The following is an 18,725-nucleotide window of genomic DNA, read 5'->3' as shown; positions in this document are numbered from 1 at the left end:
GCCAACGAACCCGACAACTACTCAGCGAGGGCGCGATGGACTGGCTACACAACATCTTTCACAAGTCACCGGAGATGGCGCTGTTCCTGTCACTCGCGGTCGGCTATTTCATCGGGCAGATCAACTTCGGCAAGTTCCAGCTCGGCGGCGTGGGCGGCTCGCTGCTCGCGGCGGTCGCGATCAGCCAGGCGGGCGTGACGGTCGACAACGGCGTGAAGGCGGTGATGTTCGCGGTGTTCATCTACGCGGTCGGCTACGACTCCGGGCCCGGCTTCTTCAACTCGCTGAACCGCAAGACGCTGCGCGAGATCGCGATGGCCGTGTTTCTCGCGGTCACCGCGCTGATCACGGTGGTCGTGTGCGCGAAGCTGTTCCATCTGAACAAGGGGCTCGCGGCCGGACTCGCGGGCGGCGCGCTCACGCAGTCGGCGATCATCGGCACCGCGGGCGACGCGATCGCGCGGCTCGGCCTGCCCGCCGATCAGGTTAGATTACTGCAATCGGACGTCGCGATCGCGTACGCGGTCACCTACGTGTTCGGTTCGCTCGGCGCGATCATCGTGTGCGTGAACATCCTGCCGAAGTTCATGGGCCAGGGCTTGCGCGAAGCGTCGATCGAGGCGGAGCGCGAACTGTCGTCGGGCGCGCCGACGCGCGGACCGGGGCAGGTGGCGGCGCTGCCTGAACTGGTCGGGCGCGCATACCGGATCGACTTCAGCGCCGGCAAGAGCGTGCAGGCGGTCGAGTCGCTGCACGGCGAAGGTCTGACGATCGAGCGCGTCAAGCGCGGTAACCAGCAGATCGAGCCGAAGCCCGACTTCGTGCTGCAACCGGACGACATCGTGCTCGTCGTGGGCCGCCGGGAGGCGGTCGTCGCGTTCGGCGCGAAAGGCAACGAGGTCGGCGACGCCGAGGACATCGGCGTCGTGATGCAGACGCGCGAAGGCGTGTTCACGCGCAAGGGCATGAATCACACGACGATCGCGGCCGCGCGCCAGATGATCGATCGCGACATGCGGCACGGCGTCTACGTTCAGGGCATCACGCGCGTCGGGCAGCCGCTGCCGGTGTTGCCCGAAACCGAGCTGCAGCACGGCGACGTGATCACCTTCTACGGCTCGCCAAAAGATACCAAGCGCGCGGTCGAAGCTGCCGGCTACGAGCTGCCGTACAGCAACAAGACCGATTTCATCTACATGGGCGTCGGCCTCGTGATCGGTCTGCTGATCGGGCTGATCGTCGTCAACGTGGGCGGCGTGCCGCTCACGCTCGGCTCGGGCGGCGGCTGTCTGCTCGCGGGCCTGCTGTTCGGCTGGATGCGCGGCAAGCATCCGATGTACGGCGTGATGCCATCGGCCGCCTCGCAATTGCTGAAGGACTTCGGGCTCGCCGCGTTCGTCGCGGTGGTCGGTCTGAACTCGGGCCTGCAGGCGGTCGTCACGGTCAAGCAAAGCGGCGTGACCATCTTCCTGCTCGGCGTGTTCGTCACGCTGTTTCCGCTGCTGCTGACGATGCTGTTCGGCCGTTACGTGCTGCGCTACAACAACGCAGCGATTCTGGCCGGCGCGCTGTCCGGTTCGCGCAGCGCCAACCCGGCGTTCGGCGGCGTGCTCGATAAGGCCGAAAGCGCGGTGCCGACCGTGCCGTTCGCGATCACCTATGCGATCGCGAACGTCGCGCTGACACTGCTCGGGCCGCTGGTGGTCGGGCTCGTGTAGCGCTCACCCGTCGTTGATCGCACGGTTATCGAAAGCCGTTGCGTATCGATCCCTGTAGCCGGCCGCAACCGGGACCCCTCGCCACGCCGGCGTGTTTCACCTCTTCACTGGAGAACGCATCATGGCTAAAGAGAAGGGCGATAAGAAACGCTCGGGCGTCGACGCGGGTCTTGCCGCGCTGAGCCCGTTCGAACTGAAGGACGAACTGATCAAGGCCGCCGGCGGCGGCGCGGTCGAGCGGGCCGCCAACATCGCGATGCTCAACGCCGGCCGTGGCAATCCGAACTTTCTCGCGACGATCCCTCGCCACGGCTTCTGGCAGCTCGGCCTGTTCGCGATGCGCGAGTCCGAGCGCTCGTTCGCGTACATGCCCGAAGGCGTCGGCGGTTTTCCGCGCCGCGACGGACTCGCGGAGCGCTTCGACCTGTTCATACGCGAGAACCGCGGCGTGCCCGGCATCGACTTTCTGCGCGGCGCGGTGTCGTACGTGCGCGATCAGCTCGGGCTGTCCGGGACCGACTTTCTGTATGAGATGTGCGAGGGCATTCTCGCGTCGAACTACCCGGTGCCCGACCGCATGCTGAAGCTGTCGGAAATCATCGTCGGCCAGTATCTGCGCCGCGAGATGATCGGCAAGCATCCGTTCATCGGCGAGTTCGACATCTTCGCCGTAGAAGGCGGCACCGCGGCGATGACCTACATCTTCAACACGATGCGCGAGAACCATCTGATCAAGGCGGGCGACTCGATCGCGCTCGGCATGCCGATCTTTACGCCCTACATCGAGATCCCGGCGCTGAACGACTATCAGCTGAAAGTCGTGCATATCAATGCCGACGTCGCGCACGGCTGGCAGTACTCGAAGCAGGAGCTCGACAAGCTGCGCGATCCGAAAGTGAAGGCGTTCTTCCTCGTCAATCCGAGCAATCCGCCGTCGGTGAAGATCGACGACGCGAGCCTCGAGCACGTCGCGGACATCGTCAAGGAACGGCCCGATCTGATCCTGCTGACCGACGACGTATACGGCACGTTCGCCGACAACTTCGTGTCGCTGTTCGCGCTCGCGCCGAAGAACACGATCCTCGTCTACTCGTACTCGAAGTATTTCGGCGCGACCGGCTGGCGTCTCGGCGCGGTGGCCACGCATCGCGACAACGTGCTCGACAAGCTGATCGGCAAACTGCCGGCCGACGTGAAGAAGGAGCTGCATCGTCGCTACGAGTCGATCACGACCGAGCCCGACAAGCTGAAGTTCATCGACCGGCTCGTGGCCGACAGCCGCACCGTCGCGCTCAATCACACGGCCGGGTTGTCGACGCCGCAGCAGGTGCAAATGGTGCTGTTCTCGCTGTTCTCCTTGATGGACACGCCCGACGCGTACAAGAACGCGCTGAAGCGCCTGATCCGCAAGCGCAAGCAGGCGCTGTACGAGGAAGTGGGCATCGCGTTCGAGGACGACGACCCGAACCAGGTCGACTACTACACGATCGTCGACATCGAATTCCTCGGTGAAAGAGCCTACGGGCGCGAGTTCGTCGACTGGCTGCTGAAGAACACCGAGCCGTCCGAGCTGCTGTTCCGGCTCGCGCGCGAGGCGCGCGTGGTGCTGCTGCCAGGCCGCGGCTTCGGCACCCAGCACCCGTCGGGGCGCGTGTCGCTCGCCAATCTGAACGAGTCCGACTATCGCAAGATCGGTCGGGCGATGCGCAGGCTGATCGAGGAGTATGTCGAGCGCTACAACGCGGCGACCGGCAGCAAGCTCGACAAGAGCAAGGTGATGAAGTGATTGGCGAGGGTGTATCGGTCGCGCCTGCGGCCCGCGACCCTGGCCAAAAAACTTGCGCAATCGCGCGGTTCGGTGAATGATCGGACGAACGGCCTCGAGCAGCGTATCTGCGGCGAGGCCGTTCGTTCCTTTGCGCTTCACATTCACACACCGATCATGCCGACTTCAACCTCTACTACCGTTGCTTCGTCCGTCCCCTGTCCGGTTGTCGAATCGCTCGACGCCATCCTTCCCGAAGAACCGCTGCTGATGATGGGCGCCGGCCCGGTGCCGATTCCCGCTGCGGTCGCGAAGGCCAATGCGATCGTGATCAACCATCTGGGCGGCACGATGGCGAAGGTGGTGAACCAGGTGAAGACGATGGCGCGCTACGTGTTCCAGACGCAGTCGAAGTGGGTGCTCGGCGTGGCAGGACCGGGATCGGGCGCGATGGAGATGGCGATCTGCAATCTCGCGTGGGAAGGCACGCGCATGCTGTGCATCAAGAACGGCTTCTTCAGCGACCGCATGGGCGAAATGGGCCGGCGCGTCGGCGCGAAGGTGACCACGCTCGAAGTCGCGGACCGCACGGTCGCGAGTCTCGATCTGGTCGCCGACGCGCTGCGCCGCGAGCGTCCCGAGGTCGTCACGGTCGTGCAGGGCGAGACTTCGAACACCGTGTGGAACCATCATCTGAAAGACATCGTCGCGCTCGCGAAGGAAGCCGGCGCGCTCGTGATCGTCGACGCCGTGTGCACGCTGAGCACGATGCCGCTCGAAATGGACAACTGGGGCATCGACGCGGTGATTACCGGCGGCCAGAAGGGCTTGTCGTCGATTCCGGGTGTGTCGCTGATCGCGTTCTCAGACGCGGCGTGGGCGCGCGTCAAAGGCCGCACGGTGCCCAACACGCACTGGTGCCTGGATGCGTCGCTGGCGGAAAACTTCTGGCACAACGCCGGCTATCACTACACGGCACCGGTGTCGGGCGTACTCGCTTTGCATGAGGCGCTGCGGCTCGTCTGCGCTGAAACGCTGGAGAAGCGCTTCGCGCGCCATCTGAAATGCTCGCTCGCGTTGCAGCAGGGCGTCACCGCGATGGGCCTGCAACTGTATGCGCCGGAGAATTGCCGGCTCAACTCGGTGATCGGCATCGAGGTGCCTGACGGCCTGAGTCCCGCCGACGTCTGCGCGCATATCTCGCGACAGCATCAGGTGGAAATCGCTGGCTCGTTCGGTTTGCCGATCGTGCGGATCGGCCAGATGGGCGAGCAGTGCCGCGAGCACAACCTGTTTCGCACCGTGCACGCGCTCGGCCGCACGATGGTCGATCTCGGCGTCAAGGTCGATCTGCCGGCGGGTGTCGCGGCGCTCGAGCGCGGATTGAGCGAAGGTAAATAAGGCATTTGACGACGCGCTACGAATAGCATTCGTAGCGCATATTTTTTTGTGCGATCCAGCACTTTATAGTCCCATTAGAAAGCTTTTTTCCGCCGTTATCGCGTTGCGATAAATTAATGCTTCGCAACCTTTTTACATAACAATTGCAGCATCGCTGAAAGCCTTACGGAATAAGGCTCTGCGCCTTTCGAAAGGGCTTTTTTCTGTTCTTACTTTCTAGTGTCCTCTGTGCGCCGGCGCACGTATCGAGATCAGGCGGAAACGTAAAGTAGGTCACGGCGAGAGCAGCGCAATGCGCTCGCTGCGGTAAATCGCAAGACCATGATTCGACACACGGCGCGTGCCAGGACGCGCCTGCCGCGCTCATGCATGCTTTCCGCCGAAACATGGCTTTAACGCCCGGGCGCCCCCGCGGGGCGATAAAAAAGGATTTCTATCCGATTCGATTGTTCGATCGCGTGGAGCTCGAAGCATGTCTTCGAGGGACCATGCACGTACGAAGCAAGGAAATCGACACTATGGCGAGCGCATACGACTCAGGTCAATCGGCAGGGGTTATTGTTGGAGCAGAGTTGAACGGACTGGGGGTAGCGCGATCGCTCGCGCAGGCCCGCGTTCCGGTTATTGCAGTCGATACGAGGAGCCGCGCGGCGACGTGGTGCCGACACGTTCATGCGCATCAGATAAAAAGCTTTGTCGGGAAAATATTTGTTGACGAAATGATCGAACTCGGCAAACGGTTCGATCGTCTGCCGGTACTGATACTGACCGACGAAGACGCGGTGCATGCGGTGTCGGAAAATCGGCTGGCTTTGTCGCACTGGTATCGATTCCGTTTGCCGGCCGACGACACCGTCAAGATGTTGTCGAGCAAGGCGCGCTTTCACGAATTCGCACAGAGCCATGGCTTTCCGGTGCCGCGCTCGGTCGTGCTCGAAAAGCTTGCCGACATCGAAGGGCTGGCCGAATTGCGCTACCCGTGCGTGCTGAAACCAGACGACAAGCGCAACGTGCTGCGCGGCGAGAAAGAACGCGCGGTGCGCGTCGACACGCTGCAGCATGCACGCGATCGCGCGATCGCGATGCTCGCGACGCCGGGCGGCATCATTGCGCAGGAGTGGATCGAGGGGCCCGACAGCAACATCCACTTCACGCTGTTCTATCGCGGCGCCGACGGCAAGATGGTCAGCATGTTCACCGGCCGCAAGGTGTTGAGCTCGCCCCCGGGCGTCGGCAACACCGCCATCTGCGTGGCCGCGCCCGACGCCCGCGGGACGCTCGAACCGCTGACGCGGCGCTTTGCCGAGGCGGCCGGTTTCGACGGCATGGGCAGCATCGAGTACAAGTGGGACGACAACTACAACGAGTTCGTGATGGTCGAGCCGACGGTCGGCCGCACGGACTGGCAGGAGGAGATCGCGACGCTGTGCGGCGTCAACATTCCGCTTGCCGCGTACCGCCATGAACTCGGCCTGCCGTTGCCAGTCGAGCGCCTGAGCCGGCTACCGGTTGCGTGGCGCGCGACGTTTTCCGACCGGCCGCCGCCCGAACTGCTGAGCGAACGCACCAAAATTTTCGATGGCTATTTCCGCTGGAACGATCCGTTGCCAGCGCTGCAGCACTATGTCGTGATGAATCCGCTCCGACGCATGAAGCGCAGCTGGAAAAAAGCGATCAGGGCGCCCGAGTCGCGTCAGGCGAAAGCCTGACGCTAACGACAAAAAAGCCGTTCCCCCCTGGAGACCAGCAATGTCTTGGACCGATACCATCATCATTGGCGCGGGGCCGTACGGGTCATCTCTTGCCGCGCATCTGAAGGCCGCCGGCGTGGATCACCAGATCCTCGGGGAACCGATGGGAGCGTGGCGAAACTACATGCCGCCCGGCATGCTGCTGCGCTCCGAAGCTTTCGCGTCGAGCATGCACGCGCCGCGCAGCGGCTTTACCGTCGAAGACTTCTGCCGCCTGAAAGGCCTGCCTTACCGGCCGCTCGGCATGGCGCTGCCGCTCGAGACCTTCGTCGAGTACGGGCTGTGGTTCCAGTCGAATCTGGTCGGCGAAATCCAGCCGGTCGATGTGCTCGCATTGCGCCGCGTCGGCGATCAGTTCCAGCTATCGCTGAGCGACGGCCGCTCGGTCGCCGCACGCCGGGTCGTGATCGCGCTCGGCCTGAAGGGCTTCGCGCAAACTCCGCCGGCGCTGCAGGGCTTGCCGCCGCAGTATGCGTCGCATTCGGAGCTGTACGGCAACCTCGAATGGGCGCGCGGCAAGGACATTGCGATCGTCGGCGGCGGGCAGTCGGCGCTCGGGCTGTCCGCGTTGCTCAATGAGCTCGGCGCACGCGCGCACGTGCTGATGCGCGAGAGCAGCGTGGTGTGGCACGAGCGGCCGCACGGCGGGCGCAACATCCTGTCGCGCATCAAGGGGCCCGACGCGGGGCTCGGGCGCGGCTGGCGGTCGCTGTTCCTGTCCGAGTTTCCCGGCGTGTTCCACATGCTCGACCCGCGACGCCGCAAGCTGATCATGGAGCACACGTATGGCGCGTCTGGCGCGTGGTGGCTGCACGATCGCGTGGTCGGCAAGGTACAGATATCGCATCGCACCGTGGTGCGCTCCGCGGCGATCGAAAACGACCGCGTCGTTCTGAACGTGCTGACCGACGGCAAGGAAGCACGCGTGAGCGCCGATCACGTGATCGCCGCGACCGGCTTCAAAACCGACATGCGCCAGCACGCGTTCCTGTCGAAAGATCTGGCCGACGCGATTTCGAATCAAGGCGGCATGCCCGACCTGAACTCGCACTACGAAACGCGCGTGCGCGGCCTCTATGTGATCGGACCCGCATCCGCGCATAGCTTCGGGCCCGTGATGCGCTTCGTCTATGGAACCAAGCACGCGTCGCCGACCGTGGCGCGGCATCTTGTCGGCTCGTTGAAAGCGGGCTCGCGGCAACGCGCGTGGCCCGTCGCCCATGCACCCATGCCGGAGCGCTCAGGTGAATAAGACCCAAACAACGGGCGCGTCTGTGCGCTCGCGCCTGTCCGATCACTACCGCGGGCCCCGCATGAAGCGCTACAAAGCGCTCGTGAAGGAGATGCTCGCGGGCTTCGTGTTGATGTCAGGGCTCGCGTGGTGCACGCGCAAGCTGCTGTGGCGCGATCGCGTAGCCGTGCTGCTTTATCACGATCCCGATCCGCACACGCTCGACCGTCATCTGACTTATCTGAGCAAGCTGTGCGAGTTCGTGCCATTGACCGACGTCAGCGCGCCCGGCCGCGGCCGGCCGCGCGTGGCGATCACGCTCGACGACGGCCACGTGGGCAACGCGAAGCTATTGCCGGTGTTCATCAAGCACAAGGTGCGCCCGACGATCTTTCTGTGCAGCCGCATCGTCGGACGGCCGCGCAGTCACTGGTGGCTGCATCCGGGTTCGCTGCGCGTCGGCCATGAACGTCTGAAGCGCATGACGAACGAAGAGCGCCTCGCCGCGCTCGCGGCTCAAGGCTACCAGCAGGACGGCGACGACCGGCCGACCGGCCTGTCGATCGAACAGATGCAGGCGATGCGCGAGCACGTCGACTTCCAGGCGCATACGCGCTTCCATCCGATCCTCACGCATTGCAGCGACGCTGAAAGCGAGGCCGAAATCAGCGACAGCCGCCGTGAAATCGCGGCGCTGCTGCAACAGCCGTGCGAGCACTTCGCGTATCCGAACGGCAATTATGGCGAGCGCGAAGTGGAGTTCGTGCGCGCGGCGGGCTTCAAAACCGCGCGGACTTGCGACATCGGCTGGAACGATCAGCACACCGATCCGTACCGGTTGCGCACGATCATCATCGACGATGCGGCGTCGACGCTGCGCTTCGCGGCGCAATTGAGTGGCATTGCGCTGTTTCTGCGCTATCTGCGCGAGGGGGGTGGCTGGCGCGGCAAGTTTCCGCAGTTTTGAACAGGGGGAGCGCCCGGACCAGGCGATTGGTCCGGGCAAGCCGTCCGGGTTCTTCGCGAGACGGCACGAGAGGCAGACAACAGGAGGGGAACATGCAGCGCTGCAGGGTACTGGTGATCAACGATTACGCGCACATGGGCGGCGCGGAAGTGGTCTATCAACAATCGGCCGAGCTATTGGGCACGCTGCGCGGCGTCGAGGTCGAGCGTTTCGACGATAGCCAGTTTTCCGGCCGCTCGACGATGCTGACGCGCTCCTGGAACACGACCGCCGCGCGCGCGCTCGAAAAGACGCTGCACCGTTTCCGGCCGCATCGGCTGATGGTGCACAACTACCACAACGTGCTGTCGCCTTCGATTCTCAGCGTGATCGCGCACAACCAGCGTCAGTTCGGTTACCGCGCGTATCACACCTGCCACGACTATCACCTCGTCTACTACAACCCGTCGCTGCAGTACTTCGACAAGGACAAGCGGCCGATCATTCTGCCGCTCGACGTGCTGCGCACCCGCGCGGTCCTCACGTTGCGGCCGACGCCGAAGGGCCTCATGCACGATCTGATGACGAAGGCATGGTGGCATGCGGTACGCGCGGCCTATCAGCCCGCGCGCGTGTTCGACAGGATCTTGTGCCCGAGCCTGTTCATGCAGCAGGCGCTGCATCGCGTGGGCATCGAGAACACGGTGATCGTGCACAATCCGTCGGCGGTACCGAGCGCGATGCCGATCGTCACGGTGCGTGGCAAGGAACGCTTCAACATCGCGTTCGTCGGACGGATCTCGCCCGAGAAAGGCCTGATGCAATTTCTGACGCTCTGCGAGGCGGCGGGCTTCGAACGCATCAATAGCATCGGCGTGTATGGCGACGGGCCGGATCGCGCGGCGATCGAAGAACGCTACGCGTCGCTGATCGCCGAGCGCAAGCTGATCCTGTTCGGCACGATGCCGCAGCAGCAGTTGTTTCCCGCGATGCGCGAGTTCGCCGATGCGGTAGTCGTGCCGTCGGTGGGCGCGGAGAACGCGCCCCTCGTCGTCGTCGAGGCGGCGATGCTCGGCCTGCCGGTGCTGATTCGCGATGGCGGCAGCATGGCGGTGACCGCGGAATCGGTCGGCAACAAGATCAAGTTCAAGTTCGATCCGGGCAGTCTGAAACAGGCGCTCGGCGAGTTGGCCGTTCATCTGGCCGATGAGCACAGAAAGTACGACGTCGGAGAATATCTGCCCGAGCATTACGCGCGGCGTCTGGCCGAAATCATGCACATCGGCGAAAGCTCGGCGCCCAACGCGCCGTCGCGCCGGCGCGCGCGTTATGCAGATAATCCGCGTCCGGCGCCCTGAAAATAGTCGGCGCTGATTGTGGCGAACGGCGTGTATATCCACACGGTTATCGTCGCTTTAAACATGCGTTTTTTATTGCGTGATTTGTCTGAAGCAATCCTGTAGCAATCGGCTTTGTGTGCGCTGCCGAACGTTGTAAGGACGGGCTCTCTGAATATTATGATTGCCAAGAAAGGCTTTTTATCGAGCGTTGTAGCGCGCCGACGAAACGGCCGACTCATCAAAACAAGAGCATGTGCATGTCGTGAGCGTTTGCGTGGAAAGACGGCGGACGAGACGCGGCTAATCGGGGATACATCTCTACCGGGCCCGGCAGTCAGCTCAACCCAAACAGGAATGTGGCCGCAAGCGGCCACATCGGCGATACGGGGGATCCAGACGGTGATGCGCTACAGCTCAGCGCACGCTGTAGGGATCGGAGGTCTCGGGAGACGCGTAGGTCTGGTCTGAATTCCACAAATCGCTGCCGTAGGGGTCCGCTGAGTTCTTGCCGCGGACAGGCTGTGCAACGCTTGTACGTTTCTGCTTCGGAAGGCTGTTTTTAGTTTGGGTGTACACGTTGGGCGCGACATAGCGGTTCTTTTTTGCGTACGCGAGATCCGACGGAGAGCCGTAGAGCGTCGGTGAACTGGCCGCATGAGGCGTCATCGCGTCGAGTTGCGAGTGCTTGGCGACATAACGCGGGGCATAAGCGGAAGAGGAGGCGGACACGATGCTCTGGGCGTAGCCCACCTGGGCAGTCAGTAATACCGGTAATACGGCGGCAAGAAGTTTTTTCATTTCGGTCTCCGTAAGAACGCGAGTGGTGCGATGTTAGGGAAAAGAGCCGAGCTCGCATAGGTGCTGTTACACACAAAGGTAGCCGATGTGGCGTAAATCGGCTACCCCCGTCCGATCGAGGCGGTCGGCTCGATCGGACACGGGCGTGACTGGATGCGGCGATGTGCCGGTTCGGGCGCCGGGAAGAAGTGGGAAACCGTCGGGACTTTGGGAGAACTCGCATGAACCAAAGCAGTGCACCATTCGATAGCCGGAACAACAACAGCGAACATCCGCCGGCAGGCTTCGCGAACTATCTGGATGCGCTGTATGACAACCGCAAGCTGATTGCCCTCACGACGGCCATCGCGGTCGCGCTCGGCATCGGTTATTCGGTGTTCTCCGAACCCGTCTATCGCGCTGACATCCTGGTGCAGGTCGAGGAGAACGCAGGTACCTCGTCCAAGAGCGTGATCGGCGACGTGTCCGCGATGTTCGACGTGAAGACCGCGACGTCCGGCGAGGCCCAGGTGATCGGCTCGCGCATGGTGGTGGGCCGCGCGGTCGACAAGCTCAATCTCGACATCGAAGCGGCACCGCGCTACTTCCCGCTGTTCGGCCGCTGGCTCGCCCGTCATTCCGATCATCTGTCGACGCCGGGACCGCACGGCTACGTGTACGGCAACGAGCGCATCAAAGTGTCGAAATTCGATGTGCCGGAAGAGCTGTTCGATCGTCCGTTCGTGCTGAGGATGGGCGAGGGATCGAGCTACGAACTGCAATACGGCAAGCTGAAGCTCGAAGGCACGGTCGGCCAGGCGCTGAACGCGACGACCAACTACGGGCCGCTTACGCTCGTCGTCGACCGGATCGACGCGAAGCCCGGTGCGACCTTCGAGGTGCGGCGCCAGTCCGCGCTGACGACGACCGAAAAGCTGCGCAAGGAATTGACGATCTCCGAAAAAGGCAAGGAGTCCGACATCCTCGGCGTGTCGCTCGAAGGCAGCGATCCGAATAAGATCAGCGCGATTCTCGGGACCATCGCGGGCGAATACGTGAGCCAGAACCTGAAGCGCAAATCCGAGGAAGCGGAGCGTTCGATCCGTTTCCTCGAAATGCAGCTTCCGGAAATGCGCCAGCAGCTTTCCGATTCGGAAACGCGCTTCAACGACTTCCGCGCGAAGCATGGCACCGTCGATCTCGGCGAGGAAGCGACCAACCTGCTGCAGCTGTCGGTTCAGGCGCAGACGCGGCTCGCGGAACTCCAGCAGAAGCGCAATGAACTGCTGTCGCGCTTCACCGACCAGCATCCGGCCGTGCAGTCGGTCAACGCGCAGTTGCGCGCGGCGCAACAGGAAGCGAAAGATCTCGCGAGCCGGACGCAGTCGCTGCCGCCGCTCGAACAGAACGTGCTGCGCCTGCAGCGCGACGTGCAGGTCGGCACCGAACTCGACACGTCGTTGCGCAATACGCTCGAACAACTGAAGCTGATCAAGGCGGGCAAGGCCGGCAACGTGCGCATCGTCGACGGCGCCGTCGCGCCCGATACGCCGGTCCGGCCCAAGCCGCTCCTGATCATCATCGGCGCGATGATGATCGGCGTGTTCGTCGGCTCGGTGATCGCGCTGGTGCGTCAGCGTCTGTTCGATGCGATCGACGATCCGTACGAAGTCGAGCTGCGCACTGGGCTGCCGGTCTACGCGAGCGTGCCGTTCAGCCGTCAGGAAGAGCGCTTCGCGCATAGCCGTCGCCGTCCGGAATCGAAGGCGCTCGTGCTCGCGGGTGAAGCGGTGATCGATCCGGCGATCGAAAGTCTGCGTGGCTTTCGCACCGCGCTCGAATTCACGATGACCAAGGCGCGCAACCATATCGTGCTGATCACGGGCCCGACGCCGGGCATCGGCAAGTCGTTCGTGTCGCTGAATCTCGCCGCGGTCATCGGTGCGACCGGCAAGCGCGTGCTGCTGGTCGACGGTGACCTGCGCCGCGGCTTCCTGCATCGGCATCTCGGCGGCGATCGCGGTCCCGGCCTGTCCGATCTGATCCAGGGCGCGTACCGCCCCGAAGAGCTGATTCGCGCGACCCGTTTCCAGGGTGTCGATTTCATCGCGAGCGGCCGCCAGGTGGCGAGCCCGAGCGACGTGCTGTCGAACACCCGGCTCGAGTCGGTGCTGCGCCAGGTCGCGACCGGCTACGACGTCGTGCTGCTCGACGGACCGCCGGTGCTGCTCGCCGCGGATGCGGTGCGGCTCGCGTGCGTGGCAGGTACGACGTTCTTCGTCGCGCGTCAGGGAGTGACGGGTATCGGCGAGCTGCGTGAGTCGGTCCGCCAGATGCAGAAGGTCGGCCTGCCGGTGCGCGGCGTGATCATGAACGGACTGAAGATGCGGCCGGGACGCTACAGCTACGGTTACGGACGCTATCGCTACGCGGCCTACATCTACAAACCGTACGACCGATAAACCCGGGCGCGTGGTTCGTGACGCTCCCGCGGTGCGGGGCGTAGCGCCCGAATGGACCGATCAGAAAACCAACATAGCAATGCGAAGGGATCTTACGGCCGCGCTTGCCGAGCGCACACCGTACAGGCAAGGGACTACTCGGATGAAACAGCTATTTGTCACGCCTTTTCTGCCTCAGAAAAACGCGCCGCAAGCTGGCCACCGGTTGGCCTACGACTACCTGATCAAACTGAGCGCGGAATCGGAGCTCGACGTGCTGATCGTGTCGCGCGTGCCGGTCGACGAAAAAGACATCGAGTTTCGCGCGAACGTGCGCAACGTCTACATCCAGTACGTGAGCCGGTTCGACCTGATTCCGTCGTTCCTCGCGAACCCGCTGGCGTTTTCACCGCGCCTGTTCTCGCGCTATAAGCCCGCGATCGGCAAGTTCCTTTGCGAGCTCGTCGACAGGCACCGTTACGACACGGTGCGGCTCGAATTCTCGCAATGCTTCACGTATGCGCAGAATTTGCGCGAGCGTTTCGACGACGGCGTGAAGATCGTGATGTGCGCGCATGACGTGCAGATCCAGGTCATGCTGCGCATCAAGTCCATCGAAGGATGGCTGTTTACACGGCAGACCTTCATGCTCGAACAGCGTCTGCTGAAGCTGGCCGACAAGGTGCTCGTGCTGTCGAGCAAGGACGCGCAGCTGATCAACGGCCTGTACCCCGGGGTCGGCACGGTGCAGGTCGTGCCGATCTCGCTGCCGGCGTTTCTGAAGGAAGTGCGGCGCTCGAAAGACACGGTCGAGAAAGGCAACATCCTGTTCTGGGGCGCGATGCAACGCCGCGAAAACGAAGAGGCGCTGCTCAATTTCATCGACACGATTTTTCTGCCGCTGCGCCGGCGCGGTCTGCAACTGAAGCTGTTCGTGGTCGGTTCCGATCCGAGCGAGCGCGTGAAGCGCCTCAATAGCGACGATATCTGCGTGACCGGCTTCGTCGAAAATCCGGGCAAGTACTTCGAGGCCGCCGCTATTGGCGTGGTGCCGCTGCTGTCGGGCGCCGGCGTCAAGCTCAAGACGCTCGAAATGCTCGCGGCGAAACTGCCGGTCGTGTCGACGCCGCTCGGCGCGGAAGGCGTCGAGCACGACGGCACCTTGCTCAACGTCTGCGAGATCGATGAGTTCCAGCACGTGATCGAGCGCATCTACCGCGGGGAACCGGTCAACCTCAACGCCTCCGTGGCGTATCAGGCGTGACGCCATGATCGCCACCATTGCCTATCTGCTGGCCGTCGTGCTGTGCGCATCGCGCGGCGTGCTCGAGTATCTGATCGGCAAGGACGCCGCCTATCTGATCCAGGTCGGCGGCATCGTCGGGCTGCTCGTGTGGTACATCTCGCCGACGGCGATCGCCGCTTACTTCCGCGACCAGGGACGCCTCTCGTTCGGCTTGCTCGTGGGCATGCTGTTCTCGATCGGGCTGTCGATCGTCGCGACCCTCGCGCTCACCGATCAGCTCGGGCTGTCCTATCTGTTCGTCTTCATCTTCACGCTGTTCATCTATTTCTACGCGATCTCGAACTATCAACGGCGCTTCGTGCGGCCCCGCGTCGCCTATGTCGGGCTCGTGCTGATCGCGCTGATCGAGGCGGGCGTCGCGCTCGCGCAGCAGCAGAACGTGTTCCCTATCGATCTGCCCGGCGCGACTTACGGTTTCGACAATCTGCGCGCGCCGTCGCTGACCGGCAGCTATCTGCATTACCCGCTGTTCGTCGCGATTGCCGCGTCGCTGTGCGGCGTCGACTATCTGGTGCGCAAGAACGTGCTGTCGGGCCTCGCATGCGTGGTGCTAAGTTTCGCGATTTTCTCGGCACTGTCGCGCAGCGGCATGCTGATCGTTCTCGGCACATTCGGGCTCGCGTTCGTGCAAGGACCGATCGAGTTCATCACGAGAAACGCGAAGCTGATCGTCGCCACCGTGTTTGCGACGATGGCGATCATGATCTTCGGCGTCGCGGTGAGCAGTCAGAACGATAGTGTCGTCAACGTCGGCACCGAACGGATGATCGGCGCGACCGACCTGCAATCGGACGGCAACGACGGCCGCACCGAAGCATGGGAAAAGGCCAAGTCGCTCGGATTGCCGGTCAACGCGATCGCTGGCACGTACTTCGGGCTCGTCACGAACTCGGCGCCAGAACCGGTGAAACAGGAGTACGGCGTCGTCGAATCGAGCGTGCTGCAGCAGATTCTGAATATCGGCCTGATGGGCGCGATCTTCTATTACGGCGTGCTGATATCGGTGACGAAACTCGTGAGCAGCGCAAGCCGGATTGCGTTGTGTGTATGGGCCGCTTTATTTCAAACGCTCTTCTATCAATCGATCGAAGTGATTCCGTTTGTCTTCATCCTGATGACATTGCCGGTGTTCGATTACGTGGACGGACCGCGTCGAAACAGCGCGTAGCGAACCGCAAGGCAGTGCATGCCAGATCGTCCGCATCGCGCGGACGAGCAGTGGGTGGTCGATAGTGCGCGCGACGAGCGCGAAGCATGGTGAACGAACTGGAAAGCCGTGTTTGGGGGTAATTCCACGAACACCAGATGCAAAGCAGGAGGTGGGGATGAACCTGAAGGGAATGATCAGTGTGGTGATCGTCAATTACAACACGCCGAAACTGGTCGGAAATTGCGTGCGCTCCGTGCTGGAACTTTCGATTGCGGATAAGGAGGACATCGTCGTAGTGGACAACGCTTCACCTGACAATTCGTTTTCCTATCTGAGGGAGACGCTTCCGACAGGAGTGAGACTCGTCAAAACGTCGATCAATCGCGGCTTCGGAGCCGGCGTCAATTTCGGCATGGTCGGTTGTCTGCGCGAACTCGTGCTCGTGCTGAACCCGGACACCTATTTCGTCGATACATCGCTCGAGAACGCGGTGCAGTTGTTCGAGACGGAGAAGGATGTCGGCCTCGTCGGTCTCGATCTGGTCTATCCGGATGGCGAGCGGCAGTTTTCCGCGCGGCGCTTCTATTCGGTGCTCGACATACTCGGCCGGCGCTCGCCGCTCGGGCGGCTCGGCGTGTTCAAGCGCCGCATCGACATCCACATGATGCGCGAAGCGTGGGCCGCGGGCACGCCGTTCGAAGCCGAGTGGGTGCTGGGCACGGGCTTTATCGTGCGGCGCGCATTGTTCGGCGAACTAGGCGGCATGGACGAGCACTTCTTCCTCTATATGGAGGATGTCGATTTTTGCGCGCGCATCTGGCAGGCGGGCTACCGCGTGCTGTGCGTGCCGGGCGCGCGGCTCACGCACGAGCATCAGCGCGCGTCGGCAGCGGGCTTCCTCAGCAAGGCGGGACGCCGGCATATGAACAGCTTGTGGCGCTTCAGCCGCAAGTATCGTGTGCCGCTGTTCAGGCCGCCAGGCGTGCAGGGCCTGATGCGCGGCGCGAAGGCGCGTGCGCTGCCGGTCCCGATGGCCGCCGTGAGCGCGCGTGCGGCGGCCGCCGAGCAGGCGCAAAGCATCACGGTCGAGTGACGCCTTGCGCCGTATCGACGTGAAAAAAGCAGGAGTAACGCAATGGGGGAGGGGTAGATGAAAACCCGGCGACAGGCGCTCAAGACGTTCCTGCTCGGCGGCCTGGCCGGGGCCAGTGCAAGCGCAGCCGATCTGGGCATCGCGCGCGCGACCGGTCACGCGCCGCGCGCGCCCGTCGCGTTCGCGACCGCGGGTAACGGCGCGGCCGACGGCGCAGGCGGCATCCTGCGCGTCGGCGCGTCCGTGCCCGAGCGTGCCGCATCGGAACCGGTCGCGCCGAGCTACTTGAAGACGCTCAGCGACATCGTCGCGGGACTCGAGGTCAGCGTCGCGCGCTTCGTCGATCCGCGCAGGCTGGCGGCGATCCAGCGCGGCGCGTCCGGCTACGATGTCGGCGCCGAACTTCGCGAGGCGTTCGCAAGCGGCGCGCGCGGGCTGTATCTGCCGCGCGGCATCTGGCGTTACACGGGCGACTTGACCACCGCGAACGGTTCGAGACTGCGCGGCGACGGCGGCGGCGAATACGTGGTGATCACCGACATCGCGATGGGGGCGACCGTGCTGGAGAGACAGGACGCGGGCGGCCCGACGTCGGCGGCGCTGAAGCTCGGCGACTCGGCCTTCGTCGAGCATGTGCAGGTGCGGCCCGCGCATTACGACAAGGTCATCTACTACCTCGCCAACTATCCGGCGCACACCGGCAACACGGCGATCGGCATTCACTTCGGCACGTCGGCCGGAGCGAGTCGTTGCACGGCGATCGGTTTTTCGCGCGCGGGCTACGAGCTCGGCGTCACGTCGACGCTCGAGCGCTGCTATGCGTACATGTGCGAGCGCGGCTTCTATGCGACCGAGCACACCGACGGCTCGCTGATCAACTGCATCGGCATGTTCTGCCATACGGCCGGCGCGGATATCGTCGACAACTTCTGGCAGGTGATCGGCGGACGCTGGGAATGGAATGCGCGTCACGGCGTGATTCTCGGCGCGGAGTCGCTGATCGTCGGCGCGGTGTTCGATCGCAATGGCTTTGCCGGCGTCTATATGAAGAGCGGCAACTGGGGCAAGGTGGTGAACGGCAACTACTTCTCGCGCAACGGTTGCGGCGGTGACGGCAAGATCGGCCGCTGGAAGTTCTCGACGCGCGGCCATCCGTCGTACCTCGATGTGCCGCCCGGTCAGAGCTGCCACATCCAGATCGACTACCAGCAGGGCGCGACGATCGTCGGCAATCGCTATCGTGCCGGCCAGGACGACGAGAACGCCGGCTGCGACGGCCCGCAGTTCGTGTACGGCAGTTCGACCGCGCCGGGCAGCACGCCGCTCGACGGCATCACGATTCAGGGCAATTTCGGCGATCGCGCCGGCGATTCGATCGTCGGTTACGCGAAGGCGTATCCGGGCGGCGGCGCGATCGCGGGCGGCAAGGACGCGAGCCTCGTGCATGCGCTGAATCTCGGCGTCGGCTACGAACGCGGCGGCGTCGCGGCAGCACTGCATTGCGGCAACCAGACGGTCTCGCAGGAGACGACGCGCATCTCGATCAACGTGCTGCGCTCGACCTCGGGCCGCGTGGTGCTGCGTGCGGCCACACGCGGCCATGCTCTACTCGCCGAAATCCTGTTCGCAACCGACGCAAGCGACGCCAACTACAAGACCGTCGTGAGCAATCTGATCGGCAATGCGGTGAAGAGCGCGGTATTGAACGCAAATAGTGAAGACGATCGCTACAACAAGATCGATGTCGCACTAAGTGAACCTGCTTTCGTGTCGTATTCCGTTTTTTCGACTTGAGATTTAACTGCA

Annotated in this window: 13 protein-coding genes; 12 read left to right on the top strand and 1 reads right to left on the bottom strand. The window is 63.3% G+C overall.

Annotated elements, in window-relative coordinates:
- The first annotated feature begins 35 nt into the window (after positions 1-35).
- The 7 genes from aspT (at position 36) to AB3X86_RS01250 (ending at position 10,170) form a co-directional block, all read left to right on the top strand.
- A complete protein-coding gene (aspT, locus tag AB3X86_RS01280) occupies positions 36-1,718 on the top strand; it encodes an aspartate-alanine antiporter (RefSeq protein WP_368594643.1) in 1,683 nt (560 codons plus the stop codon).
- Between the two features lie 121 nt (positions 1,719-1,839).
- Positions 1,840-3,504, top strand: coding sequence for a bifunctional aspartate transaminase/aspartate 4-decarboxylase (locus tag AB3X86_RS01275; RefSeq protein WP_176379071.1), 1,665 nt, complete (start codon positions 1,840-1,842; stop codon positions 3,502-3,504).
- A gap of 156 nt (positions 3,505-3,660) precedes the next feature.
- A complete protein-coding gene (locus AB3X86_RS01270; RefSeq protein WP_368594642.1) occupies positions 3,661-4,884 on the top strand; it encodes an alanine--glyoxylate aminotransferase family protein in 1,224 nt (407 codons plus the stop codon).
- 719 nt (positions 4,885-5,603) lie between these two features.
- A complete protein-coding gene (locus tag AB3X86_RS01265; RefSeq protein ID WP_368594641.1) occupies positions 5,604-6,593 on the top strand; it encodes a carboxylate--amine ligase in 990 nt (329 codons plus the stop codon).
- A gap of 40 nt (positions 6,594-6,633) precedes the next feature.
- Positions 6,634-7,887 (top strand): FAD-dependent oxidoreductase, encoded by a 1,254-nt coding sequence (locus tag AB3X86_RS01260; protein WP_368594640.1) that lies wholly within the window; start codon positions 6,634-6,636, stop codon positions 7,885-7,887.
- A gap of 61 nt (positions 7,888-7,948) precedes the next feature.
- Positions 7,949-8,833 carry a polysaccharide deacetylase family protein gene (locus tag AB3X86_RS01255; RefSeq protein ID WP_368594639.1) on the top strand — a complete coding sequence of 295 codons (885 nt, stop codon included), beginning with the start codon at positions 7,949-7,951 and terminating at the stop codon, positions 8,831-8,833.
- A gap of 92 nt (positions 8,834-8,925) precedes the next feature.
- On the top strand, positions 8,926-10,170 hold the full coding sequence (locus tag AB3X86_RS01250) for a glycosyltransferase (protein ID WP_368594638.1): 1,245 nt from the start codon (positions 8,926-8,928) through the stop codon (positions 10,168-10,170).
- Between the two features lie 396 nt (positions 10,171-10,566).
- Here AB3X86_RS01250 and AB3X86_RS01245 read toward each other — a convergent pair whose 3' ends face one another.
- Complete coding sequence (locus tag AB3X86_RS01245; RefSeq protein WP_176122541.1) at positions 10,567-10,950, bottom strand: hypothetical protein; 384 nt, start codon at positions 10,948-10,950, stop codon at positions 10,567-10,569.
- A 221-nt stretch (positions 10,951-11,171) separates the two neighbouring features.
- Here AB3X86_RS01245 and AB3X86_RS01240 point away from each other — a divergent pair, with 221 nt between their 5' ends.
- From AB3X86_RS01240 to AB3X86_RS01220, 5 genes are all read left to right on the top strand, one after another.
- The gene (locus AB3X86_RS01240; protein ID WP_368594637.1) at positions 11,172-13,391 is read left to right on the top strand and encodes a GNVR domain-containing protein; all 2,220 of its coding nucleotides are present in this window, start codon (positions 11,172-11,174) and stop codon (positions 13,389-13,391) included.
- Positions 13,392-13,533: 142 nt separating this feature from the next.
- On the top strand, positions 13,534-14,634 hold the full coding sequence (locus tag AB3X86_RS01235) for a glycosyltransferase (protein ID WP_368594636.1): 1,101 nt from the start codon (positions 13,534-13,536) through the stop codon (positions 14,632-14,634).
- 4 nt (positions 14,635-14,638) lie between these two features.
- A complete protein-coding gene (locus AB3X86_RS01230; protein ID WP_368594635.1) occupies positions 14,639-15,844 on the top strand; it encodes a hypothetical protein in 1,206 nt (401 codons plus the stop codon).
- 157 nt (positions 15,845-16,001) lie between these two features.
- Positions 16,002-16,919, top strand: coding sequence for a glycosyltransferase family 2 protein (locus tag AB3X86_RS01225; protein ID WP_368594634.1), 918 nt, complete (start codon positions 16,002-16,004; stop codon positions 16,917-16,919).
- A 57-nt stretch (positions 16,920-16,976) separates the two neighbouring features.
- Entirely contained in the window at positions 16,977-18,713 is a 1,737-nt protein-coding gene (locus tag AB3X86_RS01220; protein ID WP_368594633.1) for a hypothetical protein, read from the top strand.
- Positions 18,714-18,725 lie beyond the last annotated feature (12 nt).

It is taken from the genome of Paraburkholderia sp. BR14374, assembly GCF_040948685.1.
Taxonomy (GTDB): domain Bacteria; phylum Pseudomonadota; class Gammaproteobacteria; order Burkholderiales; family Burkholderiaceae; genus Paraburkholderia; species Paraburkholderia youngii.
Note: the sequence above shows the minus strand (reverse complement) of the source record. Positions and strands in the feature narration are given on the sequence as shown.

Bases quoted from the DNA above. Each gene is read 5' to 3' on its own strand.
- aspT (WP_368594643.1), top strand. From the start codon at position 36: ATGGACTGGCTACACAACATCTTTCACAAGTCACCGGAGATGGCGCTG.
- AB3X86_RS01275 (WP_176379071.1), top strand. From the start codon at position 1,840: ATGGCTAAAGAGAAGGGCGATAAGAAACGCTCGGGCGTCGACGCGGGT.
- AB3X86_RS01270 (WP_368594642.1), top strand. From the start codon at position 3,661: ATGCCGACTTCAACCTCTACTACCGTTGCTTCGTCCGTCCCCTGTCCG.
- AB3X86_RS01265 (WP_368594641.1), top strand. From the start codon at position 5,604: ATGATCGAACTCGGCAAACGGTTCGATCGTCTGCCGGTACTGATACTG.
- AB3X86_RS01260 (WP_368594640.1), top strand. From the start codon at position 6,634: ATGTCTTGGACCGATACCATCATCATTGGCGCGGGGCCGTACGGGTCA.
- AB3X86_RS01255 (WP_368594639.1), top strand. From the start codon at position 7,949: ATGAAGCGCTACAAAGCGCTCGTGAAGGAGATGCTCGCGGGCTTCGTG.
- AB3X86_RS01250 (WP_368594638.1), top strand. From the start codon at position 8,926: ATGCAGCGCTGCAGGGTACTGGTGATCAACGATTACGCGCACATGGGC.
- AB3X86_RS01245 (WP_176122541.1), bottom strand. From the start codon at position 10,950: ATGAAAAAACTTCTTGCCGCCGTATTACCGGTATTACTGACTGCCCAG.
- AB3X86_RS01240 (WP_368594637.1), top strand. From the start codon at position 11,172: ATGAACCAAAGCAGTGCACCATTCGATAGCCGGAACAACAACAGCGAA.
- AB3X86_RS01235 (WP_368594636.1), top strand. From the start codon at position 13,534: ATGAAACAGCTATTTGTCACGCCTTTTCTGCCTCAGAAAAACGCGCCG.
- AB3X86_RS01230 (WP_368594635.1), top strand. From the start codon at position 14,639: ATGATCGCCACCATTGCCTATCTGCTGGCCGTCGTGCTGTGCGCATCG.
- AB3X86_RS01225 (WP_368594634.1), top strand. From the start codon at position 16,002: ATGAACCTGAAGGGAATGATCAGTGTGGTGATCGTCAATTACAACACG.
- AB3X86_RS01220 (WP_368594633.1), top strand. From the start codon at position 16,977: ATGAAAACCCGGCGACAGGCGCTCAAGACGTTCCTGCTCGGCGGCCTG.